Consider the following 14,271-nt stretch of genomic DNA (forward strand, 5'->3'; position numbering starts at 1 on the left):
GGCGTGGTTGCGCGGGCGGGCCATCCCCTGTCCGCATCAGCGGCCTACCCGCGAAACCGTGATCGGCATCGGCGCCGAGATCACCGTTTTGCCCCGAAGCTCCGCAACATGGCCCGTCTTCGTGCCCCGTACGACGCAAGCCGTCGGGGCCGGACCTGATCCGCCGATCGCGGTTCAACCGACACGATGCAACAGGAAGAGAGATATCCATGAGCCGCACCACTCGCGTCATGCTGGCCGCATCCCTCGGTCTCGGGGCCACCGCCCTGGTCCCGCAGGTCGGCTTTGCCCAGGCGCCGCAGAAGGCGCCGGCACCCGCCAAGGCCGCCCCCGCCGCTCCCGCTCCGGCTCCCGAGGCCGAGGAGCAGAAGGAGGTCGCCCTGACCCAGGCGCTGATCGACGGCCTCGTGGCCGCGCAGCCCGAACTGGCGAAGCTCCCCGGCGGGAACGCGGACAAGCCCGATCCGAAGGTCCAGGCCCAGGCCGTGGCGATCGCGAAGAAGAACGGTTTTGCCAGCGTCGATGACCTGCAGGACGCAGCCGACAGCGTCGAGGCAGTACTGGACGGCGTGGACCCTGAGACGAAGACCTATGTCGGCGTCGTGCCGCTGCTGAAGAAGCAGGCCGCCGCCATCGAGGCCGACACGAAGATGAAGCCCAAGGACAAGGCCGCCGCGCTGAAGGACATCAACGAGGCGATCGCCGCCGGCGAGCCGACCAAGCCGTCCGACGGCAACATCGCCCTCGTCACCAAGAACATCGACAAGCTCGGTCAGATGGCCGGCGGCGGGCAGTAGCTCCCCGCCGAGCCGAACCCGGTCTCCAGGAATGCCGGCTCGCGAGGGGCCGGCGCAACCGGAGGTCGGGCCGCTGACTTTCCATCACGACGTCGCCGGCGCAGGAGCCGGCGACCGCAGCGAGGCTCAGGACCAGTGACTGCACCTTTGAGGCCGGTTCCGCCGAGCGGCCGGCCGGTATCGGAACGGGCTCTTCCGGAGGGCGGTCCGACTTGGAGCGGCCCGGGCTTCGGCGAATTCGTCGGCATCGTCGCCCTGATGATGGCGGTGACCGCCATCTCCATCGACAATCTGCTGCCGGCCTTTCCCGCGATCCAGGCGCGGTTCTCCGTCGCCGATCCCAACGCGCTACAGCTTCTCGTCTACGTGTATATGATCGGCTTCGGTTTCGCCCAGATCGTCTACGGGCCGGTCTCGGACGCCCTCGGGCGCCGGCGGGTGCTGCTCGGGAGCCTCGCGGTCTACGGCGCAGGTACCGGACTCGCCATGGTCGCGCCGTCCTTCGAATGGCTGCTGGCCGCCCGCGTCATCCAGGGGATCGGGGCGGCGGGCGGGCGCGTGCTGTCTACCGCCATCGTCCGCGACCGCTATTCGGGGCGCGAGATGGCCAGCGTCATGTCGCTGATCATGATGGTGTTTCTCATCGTGCCGATGATCGCGCCCGCCATCGGCGGGGCGATGCTGCTGCTTGGCTCCTGGCACTACGTCTTCGTCTCGATGCTGGCCCTGGCCGGCATCCTCGCCCTCTGGTTCTCCTGGCGCATGCCGGAGACGCTGCACCCGGAATTCCGGCGTCCGCTCTCCCTGCGGTCGATCGGCCAGGCGGTCTCCCTGACCTTCCGCACCCGCGTGGCGGTCGGCTACGCCACTGCCCTCGGGCTGCTGACCGGCTGCATCATGGGCTATGTCGGCTCGGCGCAGCAGCTCTTCGATACCGGGCTCTACCGGCTCGGCGCCCTGTTTCCCCTCGCCTTCGCCCTGGTGGCCGGTGCCATGGGAGCCGCCACCCTCGTCAATGCCCGCCTGGTGCGGCGGCTGGGGATGCGGCCTCTCTCGCATGTGGGCCTCACCCTGTTCGTGGCGGTGGCGCTGGCCCAGGTCGGGATCGGCCTCGCCTATGCCGGGCATCCGCCCTTGTGGCTGTTCCTGACGGTGCTTGCCGGCAACCAGTTCATGATTAGCTTCGCCATGCCGAACTTCAACGCGCTGGCCCTGCAGCCCCTCGGCGAGATCGCCGGCACGGCCTCGTCCTTCATCGGATTCTACACCACCATCCTTGGCGCCTTCTGCGGCTTCGTCATCGGCCACGCCTTCGACGGCACGGTGCTGCCCCTCGGCCTCGGCTATGCGGGGCTCGGGGGATCGGCGCTTCTCGTGGTCGCCTGGACCGAGCGCGGGCGGTTGTTCCGGGGTGGGGTGTCGGGGTGAGGATCGATGGATGCGCCACGGACCAGAAGTTGAAATCCACGTACGCCCCGCCTATCCTCGCCTGAAAAGCAGGCGACTCCAAAAGAGCTCGATCGATGAGCGCCTCCTACGCGATCGCTTTCATCGTCACGCCGCTGCTCGCCGTCGGCCTCGGTTGGCTCGCCGTGCTGCTTCATGAACGCTCGCTGGCAAAGGCGGAGCATCGCTCCTTGGGCGAGTGAACTGGGTCTCCACCCTTTAACGCCGTCTTCAGCCCGTCTCGCGGGGTGTCGAGGTGAGCGGCATAACGGTGACCGGTGGGCAAAATGCCCTTCGCCGGACATTGGACAACTGGTATCGGTGATCGAGCGATGACCGGTGGTAGACCATGGCCTCTCGTAGACAGGGAGCGGCGGCGATGCCGATAAGTGCCGACCTTGGCCCCAAGATTGAGGGCTACGTTTCAACACTCGTGGAGAACGGGCGCTTCTCCTCCCGTAGCGACGTGTTGCGCGAGGGCGTACGCCTCCTGGAGGAGCGGGAGAATCAATTGTCGGCGCTCGATGCCGCCATCGACCGCGGGCTTGCCGATGTCGATGCAGGCCGACACAGCCCCGCTAACGAAGTCGCCACGCGTCTCGCGACACGGTACGGCAGCCGGTCGACCGTCACCAAGGCATGATCGTCGTCTTCGCGGACTCCGCCGAAGCGGATCTCGAACGGATCGGCGATTACATTTCCGGCGATAATCCGGCTCGCGCTGCCACATTCGTTCAGGACTTGATCGCCTGCTGCGAGCGTCTGGCCGATGCGCCTTTCGGGTTCCCCCTTGTCCGCCGATACGAGCGCATGGGGATCCGCGTCCGAACGCATGGAAACTATCTCATCTTCTATCGCGTCAGCGCTGCAACGATCGACATCGTCCACATCCTGCATGGTGCCCAAGATTACGGACCGATCGTGTTCTCCTCCCCATAGCCATGTCCGATTCACCCGTTTCCCCAGCCGAATGAGCCCGGTCCAAACCCCTTAACGCCGTCTTCAGCCGGTCTCGCGCAATGTCCCGATCTCGATGGGTCAGGGACGGAGTTCGCGCGTGTTCGGTCGGAGCCAGGACGGAATCCTCCTCGCGTCGCGCCTGTTGCTGGCGGCGGCGCTGCTGCCGACGGGCATCGCGCGTGCGCTCAACGTCTCGGGCTTCGCGCTGGCGCTGGCCGGGGCCGGAATGCCGTCTCCCAATGCCGTGGCCACCGCGGCCGTGGTGGTTCAGGTCTTCGGGCCGCTGGCGTTGATCCTCGGTGTCCTGCCCCGCATCACCGGCTTTGCTTTGGCGGGGTTCGCGGTGGCGATGGCGGTGCTGCTGCACGGGTTCTGGGCCTATTCCGGCGCGGCGGCCATGACCGAGCGGACCCTGTTCCTGGCCGATCTCGGCCTGGCCGGCGGTTTCCTCATCTATGCCCTCACCGGTCCGGGAGCCTGGAGCTGGCAGGGCTGGCGCCGCTCGTCCCGCGAGGCGTCTGCTCCCGCCCGGCCGCAATCCGCCAACGCCAATGCGAAATCAGCGAAGGGACCGAAGCGCAGTCCCGCCCGGCCGTCGAGCCGCGCGGCGTGAGCCCCGCGGCCTACGCGCCCTTCGACGCGAGGCGCTGACCCGAGACCTCCGCGCCCGCATCCGGCTTCAGCCGCAGGAAGGCGAAGAGCGAGGCGGACGAGATCAGCGCGACGGTGAGGAAGGCGGGCCAGAAATCGCCGGCCTCGATCGCCGTTCGGCCATGCTGCGCCGCGGCGGTCTCTAGGGCCAGGGCGCCGATGGAGACGCCGAGGCTCAGCGACAATTGTTGCGCGACGCTGGCGAGGCTGGTGGCCGAACTCATCTCCCGCGCGTCGAGATCGGCATAGGCGATGGCGTTGACGCAGGTGAATTGCAGCGAGCGGACGCAGCCGCCGACGAGCAGGATGCCGATGATGAGCCAATGCGGCGTCTGCGCCGTGAACAGGCCGTTCACCGCGAGGAAACCCGAGGCAACGACGGCGTTGAACAGCATCACCCGGCGGAACCCATAGGCGCGCAGGATGCGCGGGCCGATGATCTTGATGAGGAGTGCGCCCGCCGCCGCGGCGAAGGTGAGAAGTCCCGATTGCAGCGGATCGAGGCCGAAGCCGATCTGCAGCATCAGCGGCAGCAGGAACGGGATCGCCCCGGTGCCGATGCGGAACAGGCTGCCGCCGGTCACCGCCGCGCGGAAGGTCGGGTATCGCAGCAGGTCGAGCCGGATCACCGGATGCGGCACCCGGCGCGAATGCGCGAGGTAGAGCGCGAGCAGGACCGCGCCGCCGCCGAGGCAGCCCCAGGAGACGTAATCCGGTAGAAGATGACGTCCGAGAGAGGCGAGGCCGAGCATCAGCGTGGCGAGACCGGCCCCCGAGAGCACGAACCCGAGGATGTCGAGGGGCGGCCGGGACGGCTCGCGGACGTTCTCGAAATAGAGCGTCGAGAGCGCGATCCCGGCGAGGCCGATCGGGATGTTGATGAAGAAGATCCAGCGCCAGTCGAGATAGGTCGTGATCAACCCGCCCAGCGGCGGCCCCATGATCGGACCGATCAGGGCCGGGATCGTCAGGTAGGCAAGAGCGCTCACGAGTTCGCTCTTCGGCACCGCCCGCAGGATGACGAGGCGTCCCACCGGAACCATCATCGCCCCGCCCATGCCCTGGAACGCGCGTGCCGCGACGAAGGAGCCGAGCGAATCGGAGGCGGCGCAGGCCAGCGACCCCGCCATGAACACGACGAGGGCGGCGCGGAAGATCGTGCGCGCGCCGTAGCGATCCGCCATCCAGCCGCTGATCGGGATGAAGATCGCGAGACTGACCAGATACGAGGTCAGCGCCAGTTTCAGGGCGATCGGATCCTCGCCGAGGCTGCGGGCGATGGCCGGCAGCGCGGTGGCGATCACCGTGGAATCCGTGTTCTCCATGAACAGGGCGGTGGCGACGACGAGGGGGACGATCTGTGATGGGCGCATGGGGATCGTGTAGTAGCGCGGCCGAAGCCGCCCGGTTCCGTCACGCTCTCGAATGGGGTCTCGGCCCAATCCTGAAGCGAATGCGCACACAAATGATAGCCGCTGTGGATGACGCGTGCGGTGTCGCACGTGTTCGACAACCGTGACCCCTGAGCCACAGGTGCGGGCTTCAAGTCATCCGGTCGGCGGGGCCGGCTTTCGGGGGCGCCGATACCGCCTTAAGCTCAGCAACAATTCGGCTGTCTCGCATCGCTTCGGCTGAGCGAGCCACCGCCGCCATTCTGCGTGAAAGTTATTGAATGCCCTCGCGGTTCGAAACCTGTCGACGCTCGCCCCTCTTCGGTGGGGCTCTGGGCCTGCTCCTCATGGTCGCCGGTTGCGGCACCGTCATCCTCAATGAATCCGGCTCGCTCACCCGCTATGACCGCCTCAACGGGAGCACCGAAGTGGCGACCGGGGCGAAGCTCTACGCAGAGCCGCAGACCCTCGCGGCGACGCGGACGGTCCGCATCGTTCCGGCGACGTTTCCGGAATCGATTTCCGGCCCCGGTCTCAACAGCGTCGAGCGCCGGCTGATCGCCAACGCGGCCGACCGCGCGCTCTGCTACGAGTTGTCGCTGCGCTACGACGTGGTTTCCACCAAGAAAGCCGACCTCACAATCCGGTCTGCCGTCACCCGCGTCGAACTCACCAACGTCCCCGCGGCCGGCGCGACCATCGCCACCTCGGCGGGAATCACCATCGCGTCCCAGGTCGGCGTCGGTTTCGCCACGGCTGTCGGCCGCGTGCCGATCCCGCGCATCCCGATCGGCCTCGGCAGCATCACCATCGAGGCGGAAGCTCTCGATAGCCGCCATCAGCAGCGGGCGGCGATGATCTGGGGCGGCGGCGCCAACGCCTTCACCAACCAGGCCCGCTTCTCGGCGGCCGGAGACGCCTACGATCTCGCCGGCGAGTTCGGCCAGGATTTCGGCACGCTCCTCGTGACTGGGCGCGACCCGTTCAAGGAGCCGGTGGCGATCCCGAGCTGGAACCGCATTCGCATCACCACCCTGGGCGAGGCTCCCCTCGATCCGGATTGCGAGCAGTTCGGCCGGGCGCCGGGCATCGACGGAATGGTGGGCGATTACATCGGCCTGCCGCCGGAATGGACCGACAAGGGCCCCCGCGACCCGATCAATTGAGTTTTCCCGTTGCGATGCCGCGATCCTGCCTTTGCGCAGGGTCCGGCCCCATGATACTGCGCCGTGCCAACGCATTCGGCGTCGACGGCTGTTTCAGCCCGGCGCCTCTCACCGTTTCGGGAGTTGGCACATGGCTCGTATCACCGCGGATTCCATCATCGAGGGCCTGACCTTCGACGACGTGCTTCTCCGTCCCGCCGCATCCTCGGTGATGCCCACAGAGGTCAGCGTCGCGTCGCGGCTGACCCGCACGATCCACCTCAACATGCCGATCCTGGCCTCGGCCATGGACACCGTCACCGAGGCGCCGATGGCCATCGCCATGGCCCAGAACGGCGGTATGGGCGTCATCCATCGCAATCTCGAGCCGCACGAGCAGGCCGAGCAGGTCCGCCTCGTCAAGAAATACGAGTCGGGCATGGTGCTCAACCCGATCACCATCCATCCCGACGAGACCCTGGCCGACGCCTTCTCGCTAATGAAGCTGAACCGCATCTCGGGCATTCCCGTGGTGGAGCGCGGCCCCAACGGCTCGCGCGGCAAGCTCGTCGGCATCCTCACCAACCGCGACGTGCGCTTCGCCACGAACCCCTCCGAGACCGTCGCCGAGCTGATGACCCGCGACCGGCTCATCACCGTGCGCGAGGGCGTGAACCAGGAGGAGGCCAAGCGCCTGCTCCACCAGTTCCGCATCGAGAAGCTCCTCGTCGTCGACGACCATTACCGCTGCATCGGCCTGATCACGGTCAAGGACATCGAGAAGCAGGTGGCTTATCCCGGCGCGGTGAAGGACGAGCAGGGCCGCCTGCGGGTCGCCGCCGCCACCACCACGGGCGATAGCGGGTTCGAGCGGGCCGAGCGCCTCATCGATGCCGGCTGCGACGTGATCGTGGTCGACACCGCCCACGGCCATTCCATCAAGGTGCTCGATGCCGTGCGCCGGGTGAAGCAGCTCTCCAACGCTGTACAGGTGGTGGCCGGCAACGTCGCCACCCGCGACGGGGCGCAGGCGCTGATCGATGCCGGCGCGGACGCGATCAAGGTCGGCATCGGCCCGGGCTCGATCTGCACCACCCGTATCGTGGCCGGCGTCGGCGTGCCCCAGCTCACCGCCCTGATGGAGGCCGTCGAGGCCGCCGACCGGGCCGACGTGCCGGTGATCGCCGATGGCGGCATCAAGTTCTCCGGCGATCTCGCCAAGGCGATCGCGGCCGGCGCCTCCGTGGCGATGCTGGGCTCGCTGCTGGCCGGAACCGACGAGGCACCGGGCGAAGTGTTCCTGCACCAGGGCCGCTCCTACAAGAGCTATCGCGGCATGGGCTCGGTGGGCGCCATGGCCCGCGGCTCGGCCGACCGCTACTTCCAGGCCGAGGTCAGCGACACCCACAAGCTCGTTCCCGAGGGGATCGAGGGACAGGTGCCCTACAAGGGGCCGGTGGCGGCGGTGCTGCATCAGCTCGCCGGCGGCCTGCGGGCCGCCATGGGCTATGTCGGCGCCCCGACCATCCCCGAGTTCCAGGACAAGGCGCAGTTCGTCCGTATCACCAATGCCGGCCTGCGCGAGAGCCACGTCCACGACGTGACCATCACCCGCGAGAGCCCGAATTACCCCAGCCGCGCCTGAGCCCGGCCCGATGACCGATCTGCGCCACCTCGTGCTCTGGCCCGTCCTGGCGCAGATCGGGCTCACCTTCGGCCTCTATGTCTGGCTCTCCGCGGCGCGCCTTCTGGCGGTGCGTCGCGGCGAGGTGGAGTTCGGCTGTTTCGAGTTCGGCCGCGATGAGCCGGCACCGATCGCCCGCATCACCCGCAATCTCGCCAACCAGTTCGAACTGCCCGTCATCGTCTTCGCCTGCGTCGCCCTGCTCGCGGCCCTCGACCGGGTGACATGGGTCGATATCGGCGCCGCCTGGCTCTTCTTCGTTGGCCGGGTGATCCATACCGCCGTCCAGACGCTTACCGACGACGTGCCCCTCAGGGGCCGGGTCTTCGTCATCAATTTCCTCGGCTGCGCGATCCTCGTCGCGCATCTCGGCCTCGTCGCCCTCGGGCGCTGACGCCGCTGCATCAGGACTTGTCATGACCGTCCAGGCTATCCTCGCCCCCGTCTTCGCGCAGGTGCTGCTGACCTTCGTGCTGATGTTCTGGCTGGGGAGGGTGCGCTTTGCCGAGATCAAGGCGGGTTCGGTGACGGCCGGCGACGTCTCCATGGGCGAGCGCAGCTGGCCGCCCCGCGCGCAGCGATCGGCCAATGCGTTCTCGAACCAGTTCGAGTTGCCGATGCTGTTCTTCGCCCTGGTGCCGCTGGCGCTCTATACGAAGAAGGCCGATCTGCTCTTCGTCGTCCTCGCCTGGATCTTCGTGGCGTCGCGCGCCGTCCATGCGGGCGTCTACGTCACCTCGAACCACGTCCCCTCCCGCTTCCGCGCCTACGCGCTCGGGGCGCTGGTGCTCCTGGCGATGTGGATCGTCTTCGCGGTGCGCATCTTTCTCGCACCCATCGGGGTCTGAGGTTCGGGAAATTGAATACACGCCTGGAAAACCGCCTCCCTCGTCCGATAAGGAGGGAGGCTCAACGAGATTGAGGATCGTCCCATGCGCGTGCTCGTCGTCGGTGCCGGTGCCACCGGTGGATATTTCGGAGCGCGTCTCGTGGAGGCCGGGCGGGACGTCACCTTCCTCGTACGGCCGGCGCGGGCGGAGAAGCTCGCCGCCTCGGGTTTGCGCGTCAAGAGCCCGGCCGGCGACATCCATATCGCGGAGCCCGCGACGCTCACCGCCTCCGATCTCGCGGCAGGAAAGGGCGGCGGCTTCGATCTCGTTCTGCTCAGCTGCAAGGCCTACGACCTCGACGCCGCCATCGCCGATGTGGCCCCGGCCGTGGGTCCCGCGACGCTGGTGCTGCCCGTGCTCAACGGCCTGCGCCATCTCGATGTTCTCGACGCCGCTTTCGGGCCGGAGCGGGTTCTCGGCGGCTCCTGCGCCATCGCGGCGACGGTTACGTCCGGCGGCGAGATCCGCATGATGAGCCCCTTACATACCCTCACCTTCGGCGAGCGGGCAGGGGGGCGCTCGGAGCGGGTGGAGCGGATCGAGGCGTTGATGCAGGGCGTCACGTTCCAGGCGCGCCTCAGCGAGGCGATGGTGCTGGAAATGTGGGAGAAGTGGTCGTTCCTGGCCACGCTCGCCGGGGCGAGCTGCCTGATGCGCGCCACCATTGGCGATATCGTCGCCGCACCGGGCGGCCTCGGCTTCATCGAGGCGCTGATGGAGGAGTGCCGCCGGATCGCCGAGGATGCCGGCTACGCACCGCGGGAGAAGGTGATGCAGAACACGCGCGCGAGCCTCACGGCGGAAGGCTCGGGCTTCACCGCCTCGATGCTGCGCGACATCGAGAACAAGGCGCGGATCGAGGCCGATCATATCATCGGCGACCTCATCGCCCGTAGCCGCGACGGGGCGCACCCGATGCTCGACCGGGTCTACACCCATCTCAAGGCCTACGAGAACCGCCGGGCGCGCGAGGCCGCCTGAGCGGCGGCCCCGGACAGGCGGACGCTCAGTAGCGCGGAGCCGGGGGCGGAGGCGGCGGGTTGCCGTATTCGAGCTGGGTCTTGGCATCGTAGGGGCGCTGCGGCGGCGGCGTCAGGTCGACGGCAGGCGCGGTGGAGCAGGCGGCGACGCTGAGCAGGACGAGGCCCGCGAGAGTGAGATGAACGATGGGGGACATGACGATTGCGAGGCTCCGGACGTTGACGCAGCGGGCTCGGGCGCAGCAAGGGCACGAGACGGGTCTGGCACCCTGCCTGTCTGACGGCCGATCCCGCCGGAAGCTCGTCCTTAATGTGTCGGCCCCCCGCTCAAAGCGTGACCGTATCGCGGCGACGGCCGTGACCGGTCACGCTTCCCTAACCCTGAGGATTTCGTCCTGACCCCTCCCGCTCGCCTCTCTGCCGCCATCGAAGTACTCGCCGACATCGCCGGCCGACGCCGTCCGGCCGCGGACGCCCTCAAGGATTGGGGCCTCGCCCACCGCTTCGCCGGCTCCGGCGACCGCGCCGCCATCGCCAGCCTCGTCTACGACGCCCTGCGCCGCCGGGCGTCTTCCGCCTGGATCATGGGGGACGAGACCCCGCGTGCCACCCTCATCGGCATGCTGCGGCTGCAGCACGGACTCGCGGCGCCTACCATCGCCGAGCTGTTCTCCGGTGAGCGTTTCGCGCCCGATCCCCTCACCGATGCCGAGCGCACGGCCATCGCCGAGGGCTCGCTCGCGGACGCACCGCCCCACGTGGCCGGCGACGTGCCGGACTGGATCCTGCCTTCGCTCAGCCACCTGTTCGGCGAGACCCTTCTGGAGGAACTGCGCGCCTTGGCCCGCCGCGCGCCCCTCGACATCCGCATCAACACCCTCAAGCGCGACCGCGAGACCGCCCTGGCCGGGCTCGCGCATCTGGCGGCCCAGCCGACGCCGCATGCGCCGCACGGATTGCGCATTCCGCTCGGCGAGGATGGGCGCGGCCCCGCCTTGCATGTGGAACCGGAATTCCTCGACGGCTGGTACGAGATCCAGGACGAGGGCTCGCAGATCGCAGGCGCCCTGAGCGGCGCGCGTGCCGGCGAGACCGTGGTCGATCTCTGTGCCGGCGGCGGTGGCAAGACCCTCGCCCTCGCGGCGATGATGCAGAACAGCGGACGGCTCATCGCCACCGACGACGATCCGCGCCGGCTCGCGCCGATCCACGAGCGGCTGCGCCGCTCCGGTGCCGAGGCCGAGATCCGCACCCCGCGCGGCGGACGCGCGCGGGCCGATGTGCTCGGCGACCTCGACGGCACCGTGGACCGGGTGGTGGTCGACGCGCCCTGCACCGGCACCGGGACGTGGCGGCGCAATCCCGATGCCAAGTGGCGCTTGCGCCCCGGCTCCCTCAGCGCCCGCGTCACGGACCAGGCCGAGGTGCTCGACCGGGCCTCGCGCCTGGTGCGGCCGGGCGGGCGGATCACCTACATCACCTGCTCCCTGCTGCGGGAGGAGAACGACGCCGCCATCGACGGCATCCTCGCACGGGCGAATGGCGGGCTCACGGTCCTGCCGGCCGAGAGGATCGCCGCCGACCATGCGCCGGGCCTCGCGGAGGTGGTGCGGTTCACCGAGCACGGCCTGCAGATGAGCCCGGCCCTCACCGGAACGGACGGCTTCTACCTCGCCACCCTGGAACGGCGCGGCTGATGCGCCTCGACCGCCGGACATTGGTCGCCGCAGCCGCGGCGATGCTGTCCGGCGGTGCGCAGGCCCGCGCCGAGACGGTTCCGGCTCCGGGCACGAATCTCGACGTGATCGACCTGTGGCCCGGCCTGCCCCCCGGCGGTGGCGGTCCCATCGCGGCGGATGGGCGGTTCGACGAGAGCCGCGACGGGGTGATCAGCAACGTCGCCCGGCCCTGCCTCCTCGTCATGCGCGCCCCGAAGCCCAACGGGGCGGCCCTGGTGGTCGCGGCGGGCGGGGGCTATCGCCGCATCGATATCGGCAACGAGGGCATCCCGGTGGCGCGCTGGCTCGCCACCGTGGGCATCACCGCCTTCGTGCTGGTCTACCGCCTGCCCGGCGAGGGCTGGGCGGCCGGTGCCGACGCGCCGCTCCAGGACGTGCAGCGGGCGCTCCGCCTCGTGCGGGCGGGGGCGGTGACCTACGGCATCGACCCCGAGCGGGTCGGCGTGCTCGGTTTTTCCGCCGGCGGGCACCTGATGGGGGAGGCGGCCATGCGCGCCTCGGCGGAGACCTATGCCGGGCTCGATGCCAGCGACGCGTTCTCGGCGCGGCCCGAACTCGCGGGGCTGATCTATCCCGTCATCACCCTGCTTCCGCCCTTCGACCGGACCTCCACAAGGCGCATCCTCGCGGGCGACCCGCCCGACCCGGTGAAGGCCTCGGCCTATTCGGTGCAGACGCTTGTGCGCGAGAAGGCGCCACCGACCTTCCTCGCCCAGGCCGCCGACGACCCCATCGCCGTGGTGGACAACAGCCTGCTGATGTATTCCGCCCTGCGCGGCGCCCTGGTGCCCACCGAATTGCACCTGTTCGAGCGCGGCGGCCACGGTTTCGGCCTCGGCGTGCCCGGCTCTCCGGCGGCGGCCTGGTCGGGCCTGTTCCTGACCTGGATGCGGCGGCGCGGCTTCCTCCGCCCGTGAGCGAACGGGCGATGGGCGCGCCCGATGCATGTGGGCGGCGCGCGCCCTGCGGAACCTGCGCGTTGCACGGCGGCAGGGGCTCGTCTAACTCCGATCCATGAATACCGACCACGACAAGATCCTCATCGTCGATTTCGGCTCCCAGGTGACCCAGCTCATCGCGCGGCGGGTGCGCGAGGAGGGGGTCTATTGCGAGATCGTCCCCTTCACCAAGGCGGCGGAGGCCTTCGCCGAGTCGAAGCCCAAGGGCGTGATCCTGTCCGGCGGCCCAGAATCAGTGACGAGCGACGCCTCGCCCCGCACGCCCCAGGTGGTGTTCGATTCGGGCGTGCCGGTCTTTGGCATCTGCTACGGCCAGCAGACCATGGCGGCTCAGCTCGGCGGCGAGGTCGAGGGCGGGCACCATGCCGAATTCGGCCGCGCCGAGATCGAAATCATTTCGGATTGTCCCCTGTTCAAGGGCGTCTGGCATGTGGGCGAGCATTATCCGGTCTGGATGAGCCACGGCGACCGGGTGACCAAGCTCCCCGACGGGTTCACCACCGTCGCCCTGTCGAAGAACGCGCCCTTCGCGGCGGTGGCCGACGAGTCGCGCAATTACTACGCGGTCCAGTTCCACCCGGAGGTGGCGCACACCCCGCACGGCGCCCTGCTGATCCGCAACTTCGTGCGCGACATCGCCGGCTGCACCGGCGACTGGACCATGGGCGCCTATCGCGAGGAGGCCATCGCCAAGATCCGCGCCCAGGTCGGCAAGGAGCGGGTGATCTGCGGCCTGTCGGGCGGCGTCGATTCCTCGGTGGCGGCGGTGCTGATCCACGAGGCGATCGGCGACCAGCTGACCTGCGTCTTCGTCGATCACGGCCTGCTGCGCATGGGCGAGGCCGACGAGGTCGTGCGGCTGTTCCGCGACCATTACAACATCCCGCTCGTCCACGTTCAGGCGCAGGAGCTGTTCCTCGGCGAACTCGAAGGCGTCAGCGACCCGGAGATCAAGCGCAAGACCATCGGCCGCCTGTTCATCGACGTGTTCGACGAGGAGGCGAAGAAGATCGGCGGCGCGGCCTTCCTGGCCCAGGGCACGCTCTACCCGGACGTGATCGAGAGCGTCTCCTTCACCGGCGGCCCCTCGGTGACGATCAAAAGCCACCACAATGTCGGCGGCCTGCCCGAGCGCATGAACATGCAGCTCGTGGAGCCCCTGCGCGAATTGTTCAAGGACGAGGTCCGGGTACTCGGCAAGGAGCTCGGTCTGCCGGAAGCCTTCGTCGGCCGCCACCCGTTCCCCGGCCCAGGCCTCGCCATCCGCTGCCCGGGCACCATCACCGCCGAGAAGCTCGAAGCTTTGCGCAAGGCCGATGCGATCTATCTCGACGAGATCCGCAAGGCCGGGCTCTACGACACGATCTGGCAGGCCTTCGCGGTGATCTTGCCGGTGAAGACCGTGGGCGTGATGGGCGACGGCCGCACCTATGACCATGTCTGCGCGCTCCGCGCCGTGACCTCGGTCGACGGCATGACGGCGGATTTCTACCCCTTCGACATGGCCTTCCTCGGCCGCGTCGCCACCCGCATCATCAACGAGGTCAAGGGCATCAATCGGGTGACCTACGACATCACGTCGAAGCCGCCCGGGACGATCGAGTGGGAGTGAGTCACGCACGGCAGTGG

General features: G+C 68.7%; 17 protein-coding genes. 14 read left to right on the forward strand and 3 right to left on the reverse strand.

Annotated features, from left to right (window positions below; translation table 11 throughout):
• Positions 1-209: 209 nt before the first annotated feature.
• From FPV16_RS10445 to FPV16_RS10465, 6 genes are all read left to right on the forward strand, one after another.
• Positions 210-797, forward strand: a complete 588-nt coding sequence (locus FPV16_RS10445; RefSeq protein WP_227438144.1) for a hypothetical protein — start codon at positions 210-212, stop codon at positions 795-797.
• Positions 798-1,058: 261 nt separating this feature from the next.
• On the forward strand, positions 1,059-2,225 hold the full coding sequence (locus FPV16_RS10450) for a multidrug effflux MFS transporter (RefSeq protein ID WP_319802233.1): 1,167 nt from the start codon (positions 1,059-1,061) through the stop codon (positions 2,223-2,225).
• A gap of 95 nt (positions 2,226-2,320) precedes the next feature.
• On the forward strand, positions 2,321-2,446 hold the full coding sequence (locus FPV16_RS26075; protein WP_264483789.1) for a hypothetical protein: 126 nt from the start codon (positions 2,321-2,323) through the stop codon (positions 2,444-2,446).
• Positions 2,447-2,622: 176 nt separating this feature from the next.
• The gene (locus FPV16_RS10455) at positions 2,623-2,886 is read left to right on the forward strand and encodes a type II toxin-antitoxin system ParD family antitoxin (protein WP_227438145.1); all 264 of its coding nucleotides are present in this window, start codon (positions 2,623-2,625) and stop codon (positions 2,884-2,886) included.
• Complete coding sequence (locus FPV16_RS10460) at positions 2,883-3,182, forward strand: type II toxin-antitoxin system RelE/ParE family toxin (protein WP_227438146.1); 300 nt, start codon at positions 2,883-2,885, stop codon at positions 3,180-3,182. The genes FPV16_RS10455 and FPV16_RS10460 overlap by 4 nt, the downstream gene beginning before the upstream one ends.
• 118 nt (positions 3,183-3,300) lie before the next feature.
• The gene (locus FPV16_RS10465; RefSeq protein ID WP_227438147.1) at positions 3,301-3,816 is read left to right on the forward strand and encodes a DoxX family protein; all 516 of its coding nucleotides are present in this window, start codon (positions 3,301-3,303) and stop codon (positions 3,814-3,816) included.
• A 10-nt stretch (positions 3,817-3,826) separates the two neighbouring features.
• Here FPV16_RS10465 and FPV16_RS10470 read toward each other — a convergent pair whose 3' ends face one another.
• On the reverse strand, positions 3,827-5,227 hold the full coding sequence (locus FPV16_RS10470) for an MFS transporter (RefSeq protein WP_227438148.1): 1,401 nt from the start codon (positions 5,225-5,227) through the stop codon (positions 3,827-3,829).
• A 299-nt stretch (positions 5,228-5,526) separates the two neighbouring features.
• On the opposite strand from FPV16_RS10470, the gene FPV16_RS10475 reads away from it, so the two are divergent.
• From FPV16_RS10475 to panE, 5 genes are all read left to right on the forward strand, one after another.
• The gene (locus FPV16_RS10475) at positions 5,527-6,411 is read left to right on the forward strand and encodes a DUF3313 domain-containing protein (RefSeq protein WP_227438149.1); all 885 of its coding nucleotides are present in this window, start codon (positions 5,527-5,529) and stop codon (positions 6,409-6,411) included.
• Between the two features lie 130 nt (positions 6,412-6,541).
• The gene (gene guaB, locus FPV16_RS10480; protein WP_027172125.1) at positions 6,542-8,035 is read left to right on the forward strand and encodes an IMP dehydrogenase; all 1,494 of its coding nucleotides are present in this window, start codon (positions 6,542-6,544) and stop codon (positions 8,033-8,035) included.
• A gap of 10 nt (positions 8,036-8,045) precedes the next feature.
• Positions 8,046-8,468 (forward strand): MAPEG family protein, encoded by a 423-nt coding sequence (locus FPV16_RS10485; protein ID WP_227438150.1) that lies wholly within the window; start codon positions 8,046-8,048, stop codon positions 8,466-8,468.
• A gap of 22 nt (positions 8,469-8,490) precedes the next feature.
• Positions 8,491-8,922: an MAPEG family protein gene (locus FPV16_RS10490; RefSeq protein ID WP_227438151.1), complete on the forward strand. Its 432-nt coding sequence runs from the start codon at positions 8,491-8,493 to the stop codon at positions 8,920-8,922.
• Between the two features lie 84 nt (positions 8,923-9,006).
• On the forward strand, positions 9,007-9,945 hold the full coding sequence (gene panE / locus FPV16_RS10495) for a 2-dehydropantoate 2-reductase (protein WP_227438152.1): 939 nt from the start codon (positions 9,007-9,009) through the stop codon (positions 9,943-9,945).
• 25 nt (positions 9,946-9,970) lie between these two features.
• Here panE and FPV16_RS10500 read toward each other — a convergent pair whose 3' ends face one another.
• Entirely contained in the window at positions 9,971-10,141 is a 171-nt protein-coding gene (locus FPV16_RS10500) for a hypothetical protein (protein WP_227438153.1), read from the reverse strand.
• Positions 10,142-10,309: 168 nt separating this feature from the next.
• Positions 10,310-10,444, reverse strand: coding sequence for a hypothetical protein (locus tag FPV16_RS26275; protein WP_319802232.1), 135 nt, complete (start codon positions 10,442-10,444; stop codon positions 10,310-10,312).
• Positions 10,445-10,528: 84 nt separating this feature from the next.
• Between FPV16_RS26275 and FPV16_RS10505 the strand changes: the two genes are divergently transcribed.
• From FPV16_RS10505 to guaA, 3 genes are all read left to right on the forward strand, one after another.
• Entirely contained in the window at positions 10,529-11,641 is a 1,113-nt protein-coding gene (locus tag FPV16_RS10505; RefSeq protein ID WP_227438154.1) for an RsmB/NOP family class I SAM-dependent RNA methyltransferase, read from the forward strand.
• Positions 11,641-12,600 (forward strand): alpha/beta hydrolase, encoded by a 960-nt coding sequence (locus tag FPV16_RS10510; protein WP_227438155.1) that lies wholly within the window; start codon positions 11,641-11,643, stop codon positions 12,598-12,600. Before FPV16_RS10505 ends, FPV16_RS10510 begins: the two co-directional genes overlap by 1 nt.
• 97 nt (positions 12,601-12,697) lie before the next feature.
• Positions 12,698-14,254 (forward strand): glutamine-hydrolyzing GMP synthase, encoded by a 1,557-nt coding sequence (gene guaA, locus FPV16_RS10515; RefSeq protein ID WP_056140468.1) that lies wholly within the window; start codon positions 12,698-12,700, stop codon positions 14,252-14,254.
• Positions 14,255-14,271 lie beyond the last annotated feature (17 nt).

It is taken from the genome of Methylobacterium sp. W2 (assembly GCF_020662345.1).
In the GTDB taxonomy this organism is placed as follows: Bacteria; Pseudomonadota; Alphaproteobacteria; order Rhizobiales; family Beijerinckiaceae; genus Methylobacterium.